Here is a 19,567-nt window from a genome sequence, read left to right on the forward strand (position 1 = left end):
ACACCCCCGGCGCCGTTATGCATGTTTGCGTGCGGCATAGCCGCCGGTTCAGAAATCGACGACCAATGCCGCCCGGCTGGTAGTGTCGGTGGTGGTGCGGCCGATGGGCGGCGCGCTTTCATATTGCATCGTGTAGCTTAGCTGCGCGGAGAGCGGCCCGATCAGCCGGGCGAGCAGCGCCGATTTGGCCGAGACCGTGCTGTTCTGCTTCTCGATATAGGCCGATGCAGTCTGGGTTACCGAAATGCCGCGCGACAATTTCCAGCCGAAATCGAGCGATCCGCGTGCCGCGACGTTGTTTTCAACCGGCTCGCCGATGAAGCGCGTGTAGCGATAGGCGGGGCCAAGCTCGAGATCGAGCTTCACGGCCGAATTCTTGATCGCGCTGTAGCCGGCACCCGTCGATACCGACACACGATCGCTGAAACCGGAGAAGCGATCGCTTTCCCACTGGGCCGCGCCGTAGAGATAGGCACGGCTGTCAAACTTCCAGTTCGGCTCATAGGCGGCGAGATAGCGTTCGCGCGTGGTGACGCCCAGGCTCTCCTGATAGTCGGCCTGCAGCCGCACCTTGTGCCGCCACTCCACGCCTTCGCGGCGCAGTTCCACCGCCGCCGTCACGCCGACATTCTCGGTATTGCCGGTGGTGAGATAGCCGCCGAGTTCGGCATGGCCCTTCACCAGATCGAAGAAATGCGACTCGCGCAATTTCTGCTGCGCGAGTTCCCGCCGGCGGTTGCGCCAGTCGGCGGCAAGTTTCGCGACCAATGGCGCGCTGGCCGGGTCGGCGGTCTGGGCATATTTGACGATAACGGCAACGTCGGTTTCGCTACCCGCCTTCATGGCCGCGTCCAGCATCGACTTTATCGTCGCCGGGATGACCGGCGGATCGTCGGTGTTGGCAAGCAACAGCGGCAGGACAAGAAGCAAGGCGCGCATTGCTTTTGTCCTAGCCACAGATTTTTGTCGCCAAAAGGGCAGGAAGTCGCATCCATGCAACTGTTTGCCGCTTCTACAGTGTTTTTGCGACGGATTGCAGCGCGTCAGGCGGCTGCGCGAGCGTTTGCGGCGATTGTTTCGCCGAGTTGGTGGCCCGACAGCCACGCCAGTTCCACGCGCGGCCCGCGCAGCCAGTCTCCGCAGGCACCCAGCCTAAGGCGCGGGTTCCACAAGATCGGCTTGCCGATGCCGGGAGTCATGGCGAAACGCCAGCGGTGCGCCGTTCGATGCCGCGTGGCCGGCACGACCGGTCCCTCCGCATGTGCGAGCAAGGCACGATGCAGGATGGCCGCCACCGCTTCTGCATCGGTATCGATATGCGCCGCTGACCACGAGCCCTGCGCCTGCACCACCCAGCGTTCGCCGCTCGGGCGGGCAGGGCGGGCGTTGTCACGGGCGGCCCAGCCGATGATCCCGCTCTGCCGGATCGTGTCGGCGGCAATCGGCAGCCGGTCTTCAAAGGCGATCATCGCGGTCCAGCAGGGTTGCGAGCGTGCCGCCATGGCGTCAGCCGCCATCATCAGATCGTGGGTACCCAGAAATGCCGCCGCCTGCTCGGCCGGCAGCGCGACGACTGCCGCATCGAATGGGCCGTGCTGGCTATCCTCCAGCCGGACGGTCCAGCCGGTCGGCCCGCGTGTGAGCGCAACGACATGATGGCCGAACCGCGTGTCATGCGCCGCTGCCATATGCCCCAGCGGCGCATTCATCGCCGGCGTGCCTACCCAGGCATCGAATCCGGCCTCGGGCCAGAGCGCGGCCAGGCCAAGCTCGCCCCACAAGGACACCTGCCGGCGAAACAGCGGGTCACGCACGGTGAAATATTGCGCGCCATGGTCGAACTGCAACTGCCCGTCCGGGAGCGTTACGCGCCGTGTGGCCATGCGCCCACCGGCGCCGCGGCCCTTATCGAACAGCGTCACGCAATGGCCGGCTGCCTGCAGCCTGTCGGCGCAGGCGAGGCCTGCAATGCCTGCACCGAGGATCACCACATCCATGGTCGTCGCCCGGTCTTCAATAGCCCATCAGCGACAGCAGTTCGGACCGGCTGCTCTTGTCATCGAGGAAGCAGCCGAGCAGGCGGCTCGTGACCATGCCGACCCCGGGCGTGCGCACGCCGCGGCCGGTCATGCAGCCATGCTGCGCGTCGATCACCACCGCCACGCCGGCAGGCTGGAGATGGTCCCAGATCGCCTGAGCGACCTGCGCCGTCAGTCGTTCCTGGATCTGCAGGCGATTGGCATAGCCCTGCAGCACGCGCGCGAGCTTGGAGATGCCGACCACCCGGTTGCGCGGCAGATAAGCGATCGACGCCTTGCCGGTGATCGGCGCCAGATGATGTTCGCAATGCGACTGAAAGGGAATGTCGCGCAGCAGGACGATTTCGTCATAGCCGGCGACTTCCTCGAACGTGCGCGCGAGGTGCAGGCCTGGATCTTCCTCATAGCCCTGGCAATATTCGCGCCACGCCTTGGCATAACGGCGCGGCGTATCGACCAGGCCTTCGCGGTCGGGATCTTCGCCTACCCAGCGGATCAGGGTGCGGACCGCGTCCTGTACCGCTTCGGGCACTTCGGCGTCCTCGGGACGTTCCCGTTCCAGCTTGTTGAAGATGAAGTTCATCGCGCCTACCTTCCGCTTCGCGCGGCGCGGTCCCACGCGCCTGTTGTTTTCGAGCGTTGTTTTCATCGGCGTCTGGGTGCTAGCCAGCAAGCTGCACCAAAGGGTACCGGACGTCGCGACCCAGAGCATGCAGAAGGCAACACCATGCCCCTTGCCGAAATGATCGCCGGAAGCGCAGTAGCCGCAGTTCTCAGCAATCCACGCCTGCCGGACAATCCCATTGTGGAATGCAACGAAGCCTTTGTGGCGCTGACCGGTTATGCGCGCGAAGAGATTCTCGGGCGCAATTGCCGCTTCCTGTCCGGCGACCGCACCGAGCCCTGGCTGAGCGAAGCGCTGAGCGCCGGGGTGCGCGAGAAGCGCCCGGTGATGGTGGAAATCCTCAATTACAAGAAGGACGGCACCCCGTTTCGCAACGCCGTGCTGGTTGCGCCGATTTTCGGTGCGGACGGCGAGCTGGAATATTTTCTCGGCTCGCAGATGGAAATCGAGGATCAGGGCGAGGGCGGCAAGAGCCGTTCGGCGGCTGCACGCGAACGGATAGAGGGGCTGTCCCCCCGCCAGCGTAGCGTGCTGATCGCGATGGCGGCGGGGAAGCTCAACAAGCAGATCGCCTATGACCTCGGTCTAACCGAGCGGACGATCAAGATGCACCGCGCGGCGATGTTCAAGGCGCTGGGCGTCCGCACCGCGGCGGACGCAGTGCGGATGGCCATCGAAGCCGGCTACTGAGCGGTCGGCCGTCGCAGGCCGAGCCATGCCGCCAGCGGTCCGGCCTGCGTCCTGACCAGCCCTTCCAGCGCGACCATGATGCCCAGCGTGATGCCGAACATCGGCATCAGCACCGCGAGCAGCAGCACCAGGCCGACCAGCGCCCAGCTATGGCGCAGCGGGCCTCTGCTGGCGGGGGCACCGAGCGCCCCCTGCGGCCGCCGCCGCCACCACAGCACGATGCTCGACAGCGCCAGCGTTACGAGGCCGATCAGCACCGCCAGGTTCACCAGCTGGTTGGCGAGGCCGGCCCAGGCGCCCTCATGCACCGCGACACCGAAGCCGACCACGCGATCGATCCAGTGGCGCTGTGCGAAGGTCACGGTGCCGATCACGCTGCCGTCGCCGGCGAGCTGGACCTGCACGCGCCGGGTGCGGTCCTCGGCCTGCGACTGGGCGAGCCAGCGGCCATGCGGGCTGGTCGGCGGACTTACCTCTGCGGGCGCGGCGAGCCCCAGCGTGCTCGCCCGCCGCACCACCGCGTCGAGCGATCCGGCCGCCGGCTTGACATGCGGCATCGCCATGCCGCCATGTTCGGCGTGCTCGCCCATCATCATCCGCGCGCCCTTGTCGAGCTCGGCGCGCGCCTTCGCATCGGCTTCCGATCCGGCCGACCAGTCCTGCCGCGCGACCGCAGTGCCGGTGAGGGTGCGGACCTCGCGCAGATAGTCGCCCCAGTTCTTCGCCCAGGGCAGTCCGGACAGGATCAGGAACAGCGCGCCGACGGTGATCCACAGCCCGGTCACCGCGTGCAGGTCACGCCAGAAACGCTGTCGGCCCTGGCGAAGGCGAGGATAGACCAGCCCCGCGAGCCCGTCATGATTGCCCTTGCGCGGCCACCACAGGAATAGCCCCGTGATCAGCATCACGATCGTCCAGCAGGTGGCGATCTCGACCAGTGCCGAGCCCCAGCGTCCGGCGAGCAGCTCCCCGTGCAGCCGGAACAGCACGCGCATGAAGCGGCTCTCCTCGGGCACTGCCTTCAGCACCGCGCCGCTTTGCGGATGCACCCAGACGCGCGTCTCGTCCTTGCCGACGCCCACCAGCAGTTGCACGGCGTCGTCCGGGCTTTCGGGCAGCACATATTTGTGCAGCACCGATCCCGGCACCGCCGCCGTGCCCGCCGCGACGATGCGCGACGGCGCCAGCATCGGCTGACCGGCGGCGGCGACATGGCGATAGGGCGCGTAGAGCCAGTCCTCGATCTGCGGCTTGAACAGGTAGAGTCCGCCCGTCACCGACAGCCACAGCACGAATGGCACGCAGTACAGCCCGGCATAGAAATGCCAGCGCCACACCGCGCGATACCAGGCTTCCTGCCGCATCGTTGCTGCTCCGGTCTTCATAGTTTCCACCCTGCCTCGATCAGGAAGCTGCGCTGGGGATAGGGATGATAGACCCAGGCGCGGTCGTTGGTGATGTTGTCGACGCCCGCGCTCAGGCGGAGCTGGCGGGTTGCCTGCCAGTTCACCCGCGCATCGAGCGCGAACAGCTCCGAGGTGTAGCCATAGGTGTCGCCGCGTTGCAGACCGAACAGATCGGTGTTGGGGCGGCTGGCATAGCGCGCGCCGATCGAGGCGAGCACCGTCGGCGTCACCTGGTAGCGGAGATTGGCGTTCAGCCGCCAGCGCGGGATGCGCGGGAACTGCACACCCTCGGCGGCGGGGGCGCTGGTGTTGCGCACTGTCTTGGAATCGATCCACGCCGCGTTTGCATCGACATCCAGGCCCGGCAGCACCTCGCGCGCCTCGACGATCAGTTCGCTGCCGACCTGCCGGGTCACGTCGATATTCTTGAAAGAGGAGGTGGTGACGCCATTCTGGTTGAAACCGGTGAACTGGAAGATCGTGTCGTTCACTCGCTGCCAGAATAGCGATCCGGTCAGCTTCACCCGGCCGAAGCGGTGTCCGACCAGCAGATTGGCGTCGGTCGAACGCTCCGGTTTCAGATTGGGATCGAAGCTGTTGACGTTGAAGCTGCCGTCACCGTTCAGGCTGCCCTGGTACAGCTCACCCACAGTCGGAAAGCGGGTCGCCTTGGCCAGGCTCAACTGCACGCTGGTGCCGTCCTGCCGCCATTCCACCGAGAATTTGGGATCAAGCTTGCTGTCGTGACGTGTGGCATAGCTGCCATAGACCGGCCGGCCCGCCGCGGCACCGGTGCCGGTACGGCCAATCAGCCCGTCATAGGCCCGCCAGTCCTCGATCCGCCCGCCGAGGGTGAAGGTGAAGGCGTTGACCGGCAACCGCGCTTCCGCCCAGCCGGAGAATTGCCGGGTCTTGCCGGCGGTACGGCTGGAGAAGGTCGCACCGGCGTCGCTCCGCCAGTTGGGAAGCGTGTCGTTGATCAGGTCGGTCTGGTAGAGGCTGGCGGTCACCCCGGCGGCGAGCGCCAGCGGGCCGGCCTTGCCATCGAGCGACACATCCGCGGTGTACCAGGCGGTCGGTCCTTGCCGCGCCAGCGTGCCGGCACCGCCGGACGCGCCGGTTGCATAGCTGTTCGAGGTGAAGCCGTCCGACCGCGCGATCTGGTAGGTCGACAGGTTAAGCTTGGCCGTCACGTTTCGGCCGATCGGCGCGGCAAGCTTCACGCCCGCCAGATATTCGTCGCGAACCGTGCGCGACCAGCGCGCGCCGCTGGCGTTCCAGCTCCGGCCCAGCGTCTGCACCAGTCCTTCGCAGACCTTGTTGCCCGCCGCGTCGCGGAGATAGCATTCGGGCGCATATTGCGCGTCGAGATTGTGCCAATAGGCGAACAGCGCCTCGCCGGTGATGGTGTTGCCGTCATAGCCGATGCGCAGCTTGCCCTGGTCCTGGGTAATGGTGGCGGGGCTTTGTGCCGCTGCGATCGGGCTGGCGGCCGTGCCGGGCGCATTGGGGATAGCCTGTCCCTTGTCGATTACTGCTCCGGTTACCGGCGTTCCGCCCGATCCACTGGCGGGTGTCAGGCCGTACCACATCATCGGCTGGCCAGTGTTACGGAAATGGCGACCGGAGATGCGTAGCGACCAGGGGCCGTCCTTCTGCCGCCAGCCGAAGCCTGCCTCGCCCGACCAGCCGAGATAGGTCGCGTCGGTCCCATATTGGCGATAGGGCTGGGCGAGCCCCTGAACGGTGGCGAACGCCTCGGTTTTTTCCGGCGAGCGGGTGGTGATGTTGACCACGCCGCCCATCGAATTGCCGGCATAGCGCGCCGAATAGGGGCCATAGACGATGTCGAACTGCTCGACTTCCCCCGGGCCCACCACGCCCCATTTCGGCGTGAAGTTGAACGAATTGCCGAGGAAGTTGGAGACGACGAAGCCGTCGACCATCACCAGCGTGCGCGCGCTCTGCGTCGAGTGCGTACCGCGAAAGCCGGGCACGCCATTCGAATCGCCCGCAAAGCGCTTCCGCACGAAGAAATCGGGCGCGTATTTCATCAGATCTTCGACATTCTGGGCGTTGACGCCGGCGAACTGGTCCGCGCCCAGGCTGACCGACAGGCCGCGCGGATCGAGGCTGATCGGTGCGCTCGACTGGCCGACGATCAGGATGTTGTCGGCCTCGGCGGGAGCCCCTTCGGTCTGCGCCAGAGCGGCACCGAGCGGGAAGCAGGAAAGGGCAAGCGCTGTCGCCAGCGCCAGACGGGAATATTGCATGTAACGACACCTGTATGGCGCGGGCGACGACGCACCCACGCTCCGGAACACACGACCGGGACGCGGCAAGCGCCCCGGCGACGATCGGGGTTTCAGGTGAAGCTGGGGGGACCGCGAAGCGGTGGCTGCAGGCGAGGCGGGGCGGCGATGTCCGGCGATTCTGTCGGCGCCACACCGCGCGCGAGCACGAACGCGATCGCCTGTACCAACAACACCGGATCGGTACCGGCCATCGCAGCATGGCTCAGGCCACCGAACGGGCAGGCCGAGTCCTGGAGCTTGCGTTCCTGGCCCCGGTCAGCCTTGCCGGCCTGCATCGGCACGTCGATCGTCATCGCAGTAGCGCCGGCTGCCGAGCACATTGCCACCGTAAGCGTCTTGCCGGGCACGATCATATAGCCCTGCGGCACGATCGCACGCACGGCCAGCGCCGCGGCAATCAGCCACAACGCCAGAACCGGCCGCGCCCGTAGAAGCTTGCGGAATCTGCCCACGACCGCGGTTCTAACGCCCGCAAGCGCGGGTGTCACCGGGCAGAATGTCCCACCCTATCCCCGCACGTCGAGATCGACATGCACGCGGATCGCGTCGTGGCGCCAATATTCCTGGTCATATTCAACGACGCGCCCGTCTGCGGCCAGGCTGGTGCGGACGACGAGCAATCCCGGTGTACCCGGCTTTACGCCCAGCGCGTCGGCCGCGAACTTCACCAGCGCGCAGGGGCGCATGTCGACGCGGTTACGTGCTACCGTCAGACCATAGACGCTGGTGAGGATGTGGGTCAGTGAACCGTCCAGCGAATGGTCCGGCAACCCCGGCGCCAGCATGGGATCGACCATGATCCGCTCGACCAGCACTGCGCGGCCGTCGATCGAGCGGCGGCGGTGGATGTCGTAGAGCGGCGTGCCCGGCGCGGTGCGGAAAATATCGGCGACGGCGGGCGGGGCAGGGGTGGTTTCCTTGGCCAGCGTTTCGGTCGCCGGCACGCGCCCCTGTTCGGCGACATAGGACATGAAGCCGGACCAGCGGGTGGGATTATAGGTGACTGCCGGCGGCGACACATACCAGCCACTGCGGTCGCGGCGATAGATCAGTCCCTCGGCTTCCAGCTGAAAAAGCGCTTCGCGGATGGTGCCGCGTGCGGCGCCGGTATCACCTTGCAGCCGGCGTTCGGACGGCAGGCGCGAGCCGGGGGCGAGTCGGCCCATCTCGATCCCTCTCGCGATCTGGTCACGCAGCGCGAGATATTGAGGCCCTTCGGAGGGTTCGCTGCGTGCGAGCGGCATTTCAACGTCGTTTCGCATGGTTCCCGTCAGGCGGAAGGGCTTGGGCCGCATCATGGCCCGCAGCGAGATGGCAAGCGCGGGCCCTTGTGGTCAAGGCGAGAAAAAGGGGGGAAGGCCGGATGACCTCCCCCCACAGGTTGCGGGCGTCGCCCCAGGGGATCAGTACACGTAGTTCAAACGCAGCAGGTAGGTGCGGCCCGGCTCCATATAATCCTTCTGGTAGCTGGGGTTATCACCCTTGGTTGTATAGTATTTCCAGTCGTCGAGCAGATTGCCGACATCGAAGTCCAGCGAGATGTGCGGATTGAACACATAGCGGGTGTGGAGGTCGACGCTGCGGTTGTGCTGCACCCACTTGTCCACGGCATTGTCGCGCAGGTCTTCGATATATTTGCCGCGATAATTGTACGACAGCTTCATCTGGAAGCCGTACTTCTGATAAGTGAGCGCGGCGTTATACAGCACGTTTGGCGTATTGATGAACCGGATGGGGTGGCCCTTGCGGTAATCCAGGCCGGTTTCAGCCGAGCTGTGCTGCAGCGTGAGATTGCCTTCGAAGCCGAAGCCATCGAACGGCGAGATCAGGCCCTGGAAATTCTTGATGAGGGTCAGTTCCATGCCGTAGATTTCGGCGCTCTGGCCGTTCTTCGGCTGGGTGATCACGACCGTGCCGCTCTGCGTCGGCGCGTTCACCTGATTGCCGTTGGTGAAGATGAAATCGTCGATGTGCTTGTAGAAGGCCGTGCCCGACAGGATGCTGGTTGCGTCGGGATAATATTCCAGCGACAGATCGGCATTGTAGGATTTCGCGGGGCGCAGATCCGGGTTGCCGCGGCTGATCGCGATGATCTCGTTGGTGCCCGGCTGGCGGGTAACTGTCTCACCACCGGCGATGGAGCCATATTCGGGCGGCGAATAGCCGGTCCACAAGGCACCGCGGAACGTGGTCTTGTCGTTCGGCCGCCAATTGGCCGTCACGCTCGGCAGGAAGACGGTATAGCCCTTGTTCGTGGTGCCGAATCCGCTGTTGGTATCGCTCACCCAAAATTTATTGAAGGTGTCGCGGTGCTCGATGCGCGCGCCGGCGATCACCTGCACGTCGTTGAACCGGAAATCGGCCAGGCCATAGCCTGCATAGATATTCTCGGTGCTCCACTTGTCGCTGCTGACCAGGTCGGTCGCTGAAGCGTTGCTGCCCTGCGCCTTGATCGCGGCGTCGATGGCGTTCTGCACGGCCTGACGATTGAAGATGTCGCCATAATAATATTGGCCGTTGAGCGTGCTGGTCACTTCCTTCAGCACCAGCCCCGACGCCTTCAGGTTCTTGCCGTCCAGTGGCGTGCCGCTGAAGTCGCCGCTCCACACCGGTGTATAATCATAATGGCGCTTGGAGCGGATCCACTTGGCCCCTGCCTGCAGGTGATCGAGCACGCCGCCGACATCGTAACGCGCATCGAACTTCGCGGCGAACCGGTCGTCGGTCTGCTTCCAGCGGCTGAGGCTGGCGCTGTCGAGCGGCAAGAGGCTGGAGTCATGTTCGACGGACTGCGCGAAGGCCGGCAGGCTGGCGTGCGGGAAGCGCGGATCGTTCGATACCCAGTCGATGCCCGTCGCGTTCAGCGGATAGGTGCAGTGGTCGCAATTATAGCTGATCGAGTAATTGTTCGGCGCCTCACGCAGACCGCCGCTGTAGCTGAGATCATAGGTCAGCGTGAGCTTGTTGAGTTTCGAGGTACCGCCAAGGTTGATCGTGGCCAACGTCTGGTTGACGTCGATCACGCTCATGTTGCGCGCGAACTGGAACTGCTGCGGGTTCCACACGCCCGAACGGCCGTTGAGTGACCAATACTGGTTGGAGTTGCGATCAGCGTCGGTGATCACGCCGTCGCCGTCTACGTCGACGATCTGTGACGTCGTGTAGCTGTAGATGCGGCCCTTCGGCCCGGTGCCGATGACCGCCTTGTCTGGCTGGATCAGCGACGTGTCGTCGGGGTTCACCTGAGTCAGGCGCTTCGATTTGCGGTTGCGGTAATCGGTGGTGTCGTTGGTGCCGACCAGTTCCTGGCGTGCAATCTGCCCGCGCAGATAGAGCTGGGTGGTGTCACCGTGATAGTCGAACGAGAAGTTGCCGCCATAGCGGGTCTGCTTCAGCCGGCGATAGTCGAGGTCGATGCCGGGCAGGTGCATGTTGGTCTGCGAAATCGTCTCGGTCGAGTTCTTCCGCCACACATAGGGTTCCCACTCGCCGTCGTTCTCGGTTTCCTGGCCGTTGCCGTGCGAGACGCCGTAATTGGCGGACAGGAAGAAGCCGAAGCGATCGTCGGCGAAGCGCTTACCGATATCGACCTGGCCCTGGTACAGCGCCGAATCCTCGCCCGCCGAATGGGCGCGGCCGTTGACGCCGCCATTGGCGTAGACGCGGAAGATCGAGTTCTTCGAGAAGTCGAACGCGGTGGGGGTGCGGAAGTCGATCGCGCCGCCGATCGCATCGCCGTCCATATCCGGTGTGAGCGTCTTCGACACGCGGATCGCCGCCAGGCCGTTGGGCGGCAGCACGCTCAGCGAAACGTCGCGGCTGCTGGGATCGGTCTGGGCGACGCGCACGCCGTTGATCGTCACGGCGTTATAGGTGCCCGACATGCCGCGAATGGTGACATATTCGCCTTCGCCGGTGTCCTGATTGACGATGACGTTGACGCCGGCGACGCGGGCCAGCGCATCGGCGACGTTCGCGTCGGGCATGCGGCCCAGATCGTCGGCGCTGATATATTCGGAGACGTTGTCGGCTTTTTTCTTGGCGGCGATGGCGTTCGCGGTGCTCAGGCGCTGCCCGTTGATCAGCACCTCTTCCGGGCTGGTTTCGTTGCCCGACTGGCTCTGGGCCAAGGCGGGAGCGGCAGTCGCCGCGATCAGCGCCGCCGCTGCTGCACTATGCAAGATGCTCGATCGAACTGCGTGATGTCTGGTCATGGCTGTTCCCCTCTTCGAAATTCAGAACCTTTCGCCCCCTCCCGGGCAGAAGCAGGCCGCACGCCATCGCCGCCGCACCCTGGGTGGGACGCGGGTCGTTCGCGCCTGCGGCGATACGCTGCTTATCGACTGACCGACTCAAAGCCGGCGCGAATTGGTCTGAACCAGTTTGCGATGACATCCGCATGACAGCGGCGCCTGGCCCGTGCTGATTTTTGGCTGATTCTTTGACAAATATCAGAGTCGAAATGATTTTTATTAATGGCGCGAGAAACGGAGAAGCCCGGCCCGCGAAGGTCGCGAACCGGGCTTCCTGCTGTCGGCTGATGTTGCCGAGGCTGGTTTCAGGCGACGGTGCCAAGCAGCGATTCGAGTCGCTGGCGGTGGCTTTCTAGATCGGGGACAGGCCAGTTCGGGTGTTTGCCCATATCGTCGAAGCGGCGAAGCTGGATCGCTTCTGCAAAGAAGGGTTCGGCTTCGAAGGCCATGACTTCGGCGTCGCGCATCGGGCCGCCCTGAAGCTCCAGGCTGATCATCGAGGCGCGGCTCAGGCCGGCAAGATAGGGTGGCTCCACCGCACACAAATAGCGTTTGGCGGCGACGTGAAGGCGTACCGGTTCGGTAACATCCTCAGAAAACCAGGTGCTTAGGAAGTGAGCGCCGGAAACTTCATGTCGTGCATCGACATGGAGCGACTCGGCGGCGTTGCCCGCATCGTCAAGGAACTGGCCGACATCGTGGAGCAGGCATGCCGCAATCTGTGCGTCCGAGCAGCGGTTCCGCCGGGCAAGCTCTGCCGTCTGCAGCGCATGCTGCAACTGCGATGCATCCTCCCCGTAATGCTGCGTGCCGAACCGTTCGAAAAGCGCGAAAATCTGGTCGATGGCAGTAGCGGTCATGCGGCCTCACGGAGTTGGAGCCGACCCGGGAACTGCGCAGCGCAGGCGGAGCCGGCGCCGAATCGATTCCCAGTGTCGCAAGATTGTAGCGAATGTGGACTATACCAATGGCGGCGGCGTTAGCCTGTTTCTGCTGCCAGGGGAAGGGTCACATGGAGTCGACGAGACGGCATTTTCTACAAGGAGCGGGCGCGGGCCTGGCCCTTGCCGGGCTGGTGGATCGTGCGCTGGCAATACCGGCGAATCGCGCCACGGGCAGCGTGAAGGACGTGAAGCACGTCGTCATCCATATGCAGGAAAACCGCTCTTTCGATCACTATTTCGGGGTGTTGAGCGGGGTGCGCGGCTTCGGAGATCCGCGTCCGCTGCGCCTGCCGGGCGGGCGCAGCGTGTGGGCGCAGCCGTCGAACCAGCACGGCGACGGTTATGTGCTGCCCTATCATGGCGACTCGAAGACGACGCGCTCGTTCAAGGTCGATGGTGCCGACCAGTCGCACCAGGAAAACATCCATATGTTCAACCGCGGCCGCTACGACCGCTCGGGGCATAGCGGCGAATTGCACAACCGGATGCTGCATTACGGCCCGGGCGATCTTCCTTTCTATTACGCGCTGGCCGACGCCTTCACCGTCTGCGACGCATATCACTGCTCGACCATGACGCAGACCTATCCGAACCGACTGCATCTGTTCAGCGGGTGCAATGGCGGCGGCACGGTGGGCGGCGACCCGCAGATGCACAATTACGGCGAAGACGAAACGCCGAGCGCGGACATGCGTGAGGACAAGCAGCTAAGGCCGGATGCCTATCGCTGGACCACCTATGCCGAGCGGCTGCAGGCGGCGGGCGTATCCTGGAAAGTCTATCAGGAATACGACAATTTCGGCGACAATCTGCTGTCGGTATTCCCGCCGTTCCGGCCCTGTGATCCGGCATCGGAACTCTATCGCCGCGGGCGATCGTGGGTGAGCGAGCACAAGACGGGCCCGGACCGGACCCGCTCTGACGGCGAGCAACTGGTGGCGGCGTTCCGGCGCGACATTGCTGCGGGGGAACTGCCCGCCGTTTCGTGGATCGTGACCGCGGCCGACCTGTCCGAACATCCCACTGCCGAACCGTCCAAGGGCGAGCATGTCACGGCCAAGCTGATCGAGGCGCTGGTCGACCATCCGGAAGTGTTCGCCAACACCGTGTTCCTGCTGATCTACGACGAGGCGGGCGGCTTTTTCGACCATAGCCCGCCGCCGGTGCCGCCGGTCGGCAGCTATTGCGGCTATTCCACCGTGCCCACCGATGGCGAGACCAAGCATTGGCCGGAGACGGGCGTGTTGTCCCCCGGCGCCCATCCGATCGGTCTGGGCATTCGGACGCCTGCCGTGATCGTGTCCCCCTGGAGCCGCGGTGGCTATGTCTGTTCGGAGCTGTTCGATCACACGTCGGTGCTCCAATTCGTCGAGAAATGCTTCGGCGTGGCGGAGCCCAACATCAGTGCGTGGCGCCGTTCGGTATGCGGCGATCTGACTTCGGCATTTGATTTCGGACGGGAGCCGTCGGCGCCGCTGACGCCGAAGCTTCCGGCGACAGATGATTTCCGCGAGCGGGTCGCGCAGTCGCTGGCGGGAAGCGCCAACGCGATCCCCAAGGTGCAGGCCCCGACGGTGCAGATGCCCGGTCAGCGGCGCCATCGGCCCTTGCCCTATGCCGTCGATGCCGTGGCGATGGTTACGCCGCAGCGTCGGCTGCGGATCGAATTCGTCAACCGGGGAACGGTCGGGGCCACCTTCACCGTCCATGACAATCAGGACCGGCAGGAGCCCTGGCACTTCACCATCGGGGCCGGCGATCGCCATGCCAGCGAGGCCTGGCACGAGGCAGGTCCGCTCACCGACTATGATCTGACGGTGCGGGGGCCGAACGGCTTCTGGCGCCGCTTTGCCGGGAGCCTCGATGCGGTTGCAGCCCGATGCGAGGTTGCGCTGGTGCAGCAGCCGGCACGCGGCTCGGTCGAGCTGTTGCTGCTCAACGACAGCGGCAAGCCACTCGCCTTCGATGCGGTGATGGATGCCGCCTATCCGGTCGAGGGCAATGCTGCGCGTCGGCTGGAGCTGGCGCCGGGACGGCATGGCAGCATTCTCTGGCCGCTCGCGAAGAGCGATCACTGGTACGACCTGACTGTCACTCTCGACGGTGAGCGCCATTTCCTGCGCCGCTTCGCCGGCAAGCTGGAAACGGGCAAGCCGGGACGCACCGATCCGGGCATCGGCACGATGCGGGTGACGGTATGATCGCCCGTGGCAAGGCAGTGCTGCTGGCGGCCTGTTGCCTGCTGCTGGGCGCGGCGGGGCAGGGGCTGGATTCCGGCCCCTATGTGCCCGATGCGGACATGCCCGACGGGGTCGCCATCCTGCCCCCGCCGCCGGCGCCGGACAGCGATGCGGCCAAGGCCGACAGCGCGATCTTTTGGAAGACGCGCGCGCTGGTCGGCACGCCGCGCTGGCGGATCGCCACGGACGACGTCACCAACGATCCGCTGGAGCGCTATGGCTGCGCCATGGGGCTTCGGCTCGACGCGACCAAGGCGCCGGCGCTCGCCCATCTGCTCGATCGGATGGGAACCGGGCCGATCGTGGGGCGCGCCAAGGCCTATTATCAGGTCAAACGCCCCTATCTCGGCACCGATGCGCCGATCTGCGAAGCGAGGACGGCGCATCTCGCCGGCAATGGCGACTATCCTTCCGGGCACGCCGCCAATGGCTGGATGGAAGGGTTGGTCCTCGCGCAATTGCTGCCTGCCCGGGCAACGGCGATCCTGGCCCGCGCTCGCGCCTTTGGCGAGAGCCGCGTGGTGTGCGGATCGCATTCGTGGAGCGCAGTGCAGGCGGGGTGGACGGCCGGTTCGGTCGCGCTGGCGGCCTTGCAGTCGAGCCCCGCGTTCCAGCGCGACCTGTCAGCAGCATCGGCCGAGCTCGCCGCCATCCGCCCCGGCAGCTTTCGCCCCGACTCGCAGCGCTGCGCTGCCGAGGCGCATGCGCTGGCGGCCCGCCCGTGGTGATTGCCGCTGCGATTGGCTGGGGCTGGGCATTGCTGGCACCGGCGCCGGAGCGCCACTGGCATTTCGAGCCCGATTATCGCCTGGACCGTGCCCCCGACTGGGTGGAGGGCGGCCCGCTTTCGCGCCTGCCAATGCTCAGCCCGCCCGAATGGGTGCCGCCGCGCCTGTTCGGGCTGCAGGCGAACGATGTTCGCAGCGACCTGCTGGCGCTGGCCGAACCGGCATCGGGCGCGTTCAGTGTCGAGCTGTGGGTGGATGACCATGTCAATCACCCCGTCGGTGCGCTGATGGCGGGGGTGGCGGCTGATGGGACGATGGCCTGGTCGCTCGGCTATATGAGCGCGCTGGGCAACGACAAGTTCGCCGCGGGCGCCTCGCTGCGTTTCGGGCCTGTCGAGGTGCATCCTGGCCGCGCCGGCGGACCCCTTTCGCCGTGGCGCAGCTATCTCCACCATCTGGTCGGTACCTATGACGGCCAGCGCTGGCGGCTGTATCACAATGGCGTTCTTGTGGGCGAGGGGGATGGCCCGCCGGCGCCGTTCTCGCGCGTGCGCCTCGCGGGGTATCTGGGTAGCGAACCCTATATGCGGCTCCCCAATCTGGTGCGGGACGCATGGTTGCACGATCATGCGCTTTCGCCCGCCGAGGTCGCGAACGCCTTTGCCGCGCGAAAGGGGGAGATCGTGACGGCGAGCCGGGGCAATGAACCCGGCCTGCGCTTTACCGCTGGTCCTTATCTGACACCGCCGGGCGACCGCGAGCAGGCGCTGCTGTGGGAAACGAACCTGCCCGCCAAGGGCGCGGTGCAATGGGGCGAGACGGCGGCGTTCGGCCACGCACAGCAGTTCACGGAGGCGGCGCGCCTGCACCGGACGAATATGCCGGGGCTGAAGCCAGATACTGGCTATTTCTATCGCGTCACCGCCCGCGCCGCCGACGGCACGGTGCTGGACAGCGGCGTGCTCCAGTTTCGCACGATGCCTGCGTCAGGTGCGCCTTTGGTGTTTGCTGCGATGGGCGACACGCAGGAGCGGCCCTTCGTCAATTTCCATCTTTCCGAACTGGTCTGGCAGCAGCGCCCGCATTTTCTGATTCTCGCCGGCGACCTGATAGGCGGCGAGGAGGACGAGCGGCGCTGGCATTGGACCGACGAGTTCTTTGTCGGCATGGGGCCGCTGGTTTCGCGCGTGCCGGTACTCGCTGCACGCGGCAATGGCGATGTCGATCTCGTCGATCCGGCGACCGACCGGCGCGTTTTCGACAATTTCTCGCGCTATCACAACCAGCCTGACGGCGGCCGTGGCTATTATGCCCGGCGCATCGGTGACGCCGAATTCTTTGTGCTCGACGGCAATCTGGCGATGCGCGCGCGGTGGGAACCCGGCTTTCGCGCGGCCCAGCGCGCCTGGCTGGAAGCGGCGCTGCAGCGTTCGACGGCGCGGTGGAAGATCGCCGTCCACCACCAGCCGGCCTGGAGCGCCGACGACGATGATTATGGCGACAGCCGCGCCGGCGCTACCACCGCTGGCGATCCGGAGATCCGTCGCGATTTCGTCGATCTGTACGAGCGCTATGGCGTCGATCTGGTGCTGTCCGGCCATATCCACAGCTATGCGCGGAGCTGGCCGTTGATCGGTGGCACACCCGTATGCGGCGGTGTCACCTATATCCAGTTGGGCGGCGGCGGCGGGGATACGGAGCATGCCGCCGCGCTTCGGCCGCCGCAAATCGCTGCGCTGTACGATGGATTCCATGTCGGGCTGTTCCGGCTGTGGCGCGACACGCTCGACATAGAGATACGCGATCTGGGAGGAACGGTGCGCGACCGGCTGCATCTGACGCCGCGCAGTGCCGGGATGCGCAATTGTGTGCCCGCATTGTCACAGGATCGTCGTGCACCCGTCGCAAGGCGGCGCGAAATAGTGGGGAGCGCGCAATGACCGCGAATACGATTCCAGGCACGGCCAGTAGCGCCAGGCCGCTTACCTTGCTTCTAGGCGGACTTGCCGCCTTCAGCGCCTATTTCGCCATGTATGCCTTCCGCAAGCCGTTTGCCGCAGCGACCTACGCCGATGTCGCCGGCTGGCATTTTCTGGTCGATTACAAGACGACGCTGCTGATAGCGCAGGTGTTCGGCTATGCACTGTCGAAGCTGGTGGGCGTGAAAGTGATCGCCGAATTCGGCCGGGTCGGGCGTGCGCGGTTGATCCTGCTGCTGATCGGCTCGGCCTGGGCGGCCCTTTTGCTGTTCGCGCTGCTGCCTGCTCCGTGGAATGTCGCCTGCCTGTTCCTAAACGGGCTGCCGCTGGGGATGATCTGGGGGCTGGTCTTTTCCTATGTCGAGGGCCGGCGGGTCTCCGAACTGCTCGGTTCCATGCTCTGCGCCAGCTTCATCCTTTCCTCGGGCGTGGTGAAGTCGGTGGCGGTGCTGTTGCTGCACGCCGGCGTTGCGGAGCGTTGGATGCCGTTTGCGACGGGCGGTGCCTTCGTGCCGGTGTTGCTTGTTTCGCTCTGGTGGCTGGAACGCCTGCCGCCGCCCGATGCCCGCGACGTGGCCGAGCGGGTGGAGCGCGTGCCGATGCTCAAGGCAGACCGCGCAGCTTTCCTGCGCGCGCACGGGCTTTCGATGCTGCTGCTCGTCACAGGCTATGTGTTGTTGACGGCGATTCGGGATTTCCGCGACAATTTCGCTGCCGAGCTGTGGACCGCGATGGGTTTTGGTGGCGAGGCTTCGGTGTTCTCCGCGAGCGAATTGCCGGTCGCAGTGATCAGCCTGGCCGCGCTGGCGGCACTGATGCTGGTGCGCGACAATCTGCGCGCCCTGCTGGCGATGCATGGGGCGATCATTCTTGGGGCAGTGGTGCTGGGGCTTTCGACGCTCGCTTTTCAGGCCGGGTTGCTGGCGCCCTTGCCGTGGATGATCCTGACGGGTGCGGGCCTGTACCTGGCCTACACGCCGTTCAACGCGATGCTGTTCGACCGGATGATCGCGGCGACGGGCAAGCCGGGCAATGCGGGTTTTCTGATCTATGTCGCCGATGCCTCGGGCTATGTCGGCAGCGTCGCGCTGCTGCTGGTGCGCAGTCTTGCGGCACCGAAAATGGCCTGGCTGCAATTCTTCATCGGCATCAGTTACGGCACGGCGCTGCTCGTCGCCGGCGTGACGGTGGCGTCGGCGGTCACCTTTGTCTGGACGGCGGAGCGGAGGCGCGGGCGTGTCGCAGCATGATATAATCGTCGTCGGTGCCGGCATTGTCGGCCTCGCCCATGCGCTGGCGGCGGCGCGGCGCGGCAAGCGCGTGCTGGTGCTTGACCGGGACGCGCAGGCGAACGGCGCCTCGATCCGCAATTTCGGCTTCGTCACGGTCACGGGGCAGGAGCGGGGCCGGGTTTGGGAACTGGCGCGGCGCAGCGCGGCGATCTGGCGCGAGATTGCCGAACCTGCCGGCATCACGGTGGCGCAGGAAGGCCTGTTGCTGGTCGCACAGCGTGCCGAGGCCCAGCAGGTGCTCGATGCCTTTCTGGAAAGCGAAATGGGCCGCGAGTGTCGGCGGCTTGGTCCGGCGGAGCTCGCCGCCCACTGGCCGATGGTGCGGAACGCGCGCGCGGGGCTGACCAGTCCGTTCGATCTTCGCGTGGAATCGGTGCAGGCAATTCCCCGGCTCGCGGCGTGGCTGGCCGAGGCGCATGGCGTCGACTTCGCTTATGGCGTCGCCGTCCATGGCGTGGAAGCGGGGCGCGTCCATTCGACGATCGGCGTGCATCAGGCCGATGCCGTCATCGTGTGCCCCGGCGATGACTGGTCGACGCTGTTTCCGGAGGAATACCGCGCCGCCGGCATCCAGCGCTGCAAGCTGCAGATGCTGCGGCTGGCTGCGCCCGGCTGGCGCCTGGCATCGCCCGTGATGGCGGATCTCAGCATGGTGCGCTATCTGGGCTATGCCGATCTGCCCGAAGCGGCGGCGCTCCGCGCGCGGATCGAGGCAGAGCAGCCCGACATGTTGGTGCATGGCATTCATCTGATCGCGGTCCAGGCGCCCGACGGCACGCTGGTCGTGGGTGACAGCCATCACTATGCGCCGACGCCCGACCCGTTTTCGGCCGAGCCGGTCGATCGGCTGATCCTGCAGGCGTTCGAGGACGTGCTGGGCGCGCCGCCGCCCGTGCTGGCGCGCTGGACCGGAACCTATGCCTCGGCAGGTGGCCACAGCATCGTGCGAACACCGGCAGCGGGCGTGCGGCTGGTCGTGGTTACCAGCGGGACCGGCGCATCTACCAGCTTCGCGCTGGCCGAAGACGTAATCACTGACTTGTGGGGGAAATGAGG

The 19,567-nt window shown here is 65.5% G+C and carries 15 protein-coding genes; 6 read left to right on the plus strand and 9 right to left on the minus strand.

Annotated elements, in window-relative coordinates; genetic code table 11:
• Positions 1-48: 48 nt before the first annotated feature.
• From ACT53K_RS06180 to folE, 3 genes are all read right to left on the minus strand, one after another.
• Positions 49-939 carry a DUF481 domain-containing protein gene (locus ACT53K_RS06180; protein WP_476227696.1) on the minus strand — a complete coding sequence of 297 codons (891 nt, stop codon included), beginning with the start codon at positions 937-939 and terminating at the stop codon, positions 49-51.
• Between the two features lie 104 nt (positions 940-1,043).
• Entirely contained in the window at positions 1,044-1,997 is a 954-nt protein-coding gene (locus ACT53K_RS06185) for an NAD(P)/FAD-dependent oxidoreductase (protein WP_476227697.1), read from the minus strand.
• A gap of 16 nt (positions 1,998-2,013) precedes the next feature.
• Positions 2,014-2,622: a GTP cyclohydrolase I FolE gene (gene folE, locus ACT53K_RS06190; protein WP_476227698.1), complete on the minus strand. Its 609-nt coding sequence runs from the start codon at positions 2,620-2,622 to the stop codon at positions 2,014-2,016.
• Between the two features lie 144 nt (positions 2,623-2,766).
• Here folE and ACT53K_RS06195 point away from each other — a divergent pair, with 144 nt between their 5' ends.
• Positions 2,767-3,354 (plus strand): response regulator transcription factor, encoded by a 588-nt coding sequence (locus ACT53K_RS06195; RefSeq protein ID WP_476227699.1) that lies wholly within the window; start codon positions 2,767-2,769, stop codon positions 3,352-3,354.
• Here ACT53K_RS06195 and ACT53K_RS06200 read toward each other — a convergent pair.
• The 6 genes from ACT53K_RS06200 to ACT53K_RS06225 form a co-directional block, all read right to left on the minus strand.
• Positions 3,348-4,739 (minus strand): PepSY-associated TM helix domain-containing protein, encoded by a 1,392-nt coding sequence (locus tag ACT53K_RS06200; protein ID WP_476227700.1) that lies wholly within the window; start codon positions 4,737-4,739, stop codon positions 3,348-3,350. The two genes, ACT53K_RS06195 and ACT53K_RS06200, sit on opposite strands and share 7 nt — an antisense overlap.
• Positions 4,736-7,033: a TonB-dependent receptor gene (locus ACT53K_RS06205; RefSeq protein WP_476227701.1), complete on the minus strand. Its 2,298-nt coding sequence runs from the start codon at positions 7,031-7,033 to the stop codon at positions 4,736-4,738. Before ACT53K_RS06205 ends, ACT53K_RS06200 begins: the two co-directional genes overlap by 4 nt.
• A gap of 92 nt (positions 7,034-7,125) precedes the next feature.
• Entirely contained in the window at positions 7,126-7,527 is a 402-nt protein-coding gene (locus ACT53K_RS06210) for a DUF2946 family protein (protein WP_476227702.1), read from the minus strand.
• A 54-nt stretch (positions 7,528-7,581) separates the two neighbouring features.
• Complete coding sequence (locus tag ACT53K_RS06215) at positions 7,582-8,337, minus strand: UTRA domain-containing protein (protein WP_476227703.1); 756 nt, start codon at positions 8,335-8,337, stop codon at positions 7,582-7,584.
• A gap of 141 nt (positions 8,338-8,478) precedes the next feature.
• Positions 8,479-11,289: a TonB-dependent receptor gene (locus ACT53K_RS06220; RefSeq protein WP_476227704.1), complete on the minus strand. Its 2,811-nt coding sequence runs from the start codon at positions 11,287-11,289 to the stop codon at positions 8,479-8,481.
• A gap of 344 nt (positions 11,290-11,633) precedes the next feature.
• Positions 11,634-12,188 (minus strand): HD domain-containing protein, encoded by a 555-nt coding sequence (locus ACT53K_RS06225; RefSeq protein ID WP_476227705.1) that lies wholly within the window; start codon positions 12,186-12,188, stop codon positions 11,634-11,636.
• Positions 12,189-12,340: 152 nt separating this feature from the next.
• On the opposite strand from ACT53K_RS06225, the gene ACT53K_RS06230 reads away from it, so the two are divergent.
• From ACT53K_RS06230 to ACT53K_RS06250, 5 genes are read left to right on the plus strand one after another with little or no spacing between them, the layout of a single operon-like run.
• The gene (locus tag ACT53K_RS06230; RefSeq protein WP_476227706.1) at positions 12,341-14,473 is read left to right on the plus strand and encodes a phosphocholine-specific phospholipase C; all 2,133 of its coding nucleotides are present in this window, start codon (positions 12,341-12,343) and stop codon (positions 14,471-14,473) included.
• Positions 14,470-15,240 carry an acid phosphatase gene (locus tag ACT53K_RS06235; RefSeq protein ID WP_476227707.1) on the plus strand — a complete coding sequence of 257 codons (771 nt, stop codon included), beginning with the start codon at positions 14,470-14,472 and terminating at the stop codon, positions 15,238-15,240. Before ACT53K_RS06230 ends, ACT53K_RS06235 begins: the two co-directional genes overlap by 4 nt.
• Positions 15,234-17,180, plus strand: coding sequence for a metallophosphoesterase (locus tag ACT53K_RS06240; protein WP_476227708.1), 1,947 nt, complete (start codon positions 15,234-15,236; stop codon positions 17,178-17,180). The genes ACT53K_RS06235 and ACT53K_RS06240 overlap by 7 nt, the downstream gene beginning before the upstream one ends.
• Positions 17,177-18,469: a DUF5690 family protein gene (locus ACT53K_RS06245; RefSeq protein WP_476227709.1), complete on the plus strand. Its 1,293-nt coding sequence runs from the start codon at positions 17,177-17,179 to the stop codon at positions 18,467-18,469. The genes ACT53K_RS06240 and ACT53K_RS06245 overlap by 4 nt, the downstream gene beginning before the upstream one ends.
• The gene (locus ACT53K_RS06250; protein ID WP_476227710.1) at positions 18,456-19,565 is read left to right on the plus strand and encodes a TIGR03364 family FAD-dependent oxidoreductase; all 1,110 of its coding nucleotides are present in this window, start codon (positions 18,456-18,458) and stop codon (positions 19,563-19,565) included. Before ACT53K_RS06245 ends, ACT53K_RS06250 begins: the two co-directional genes overlap by 14 nt.
• Positions 19,566-19,567: the final 2 nt, after the last annotated feature.

Source organism: Sphingomonas sp. DMC8 (assembly GCF_056314185.1).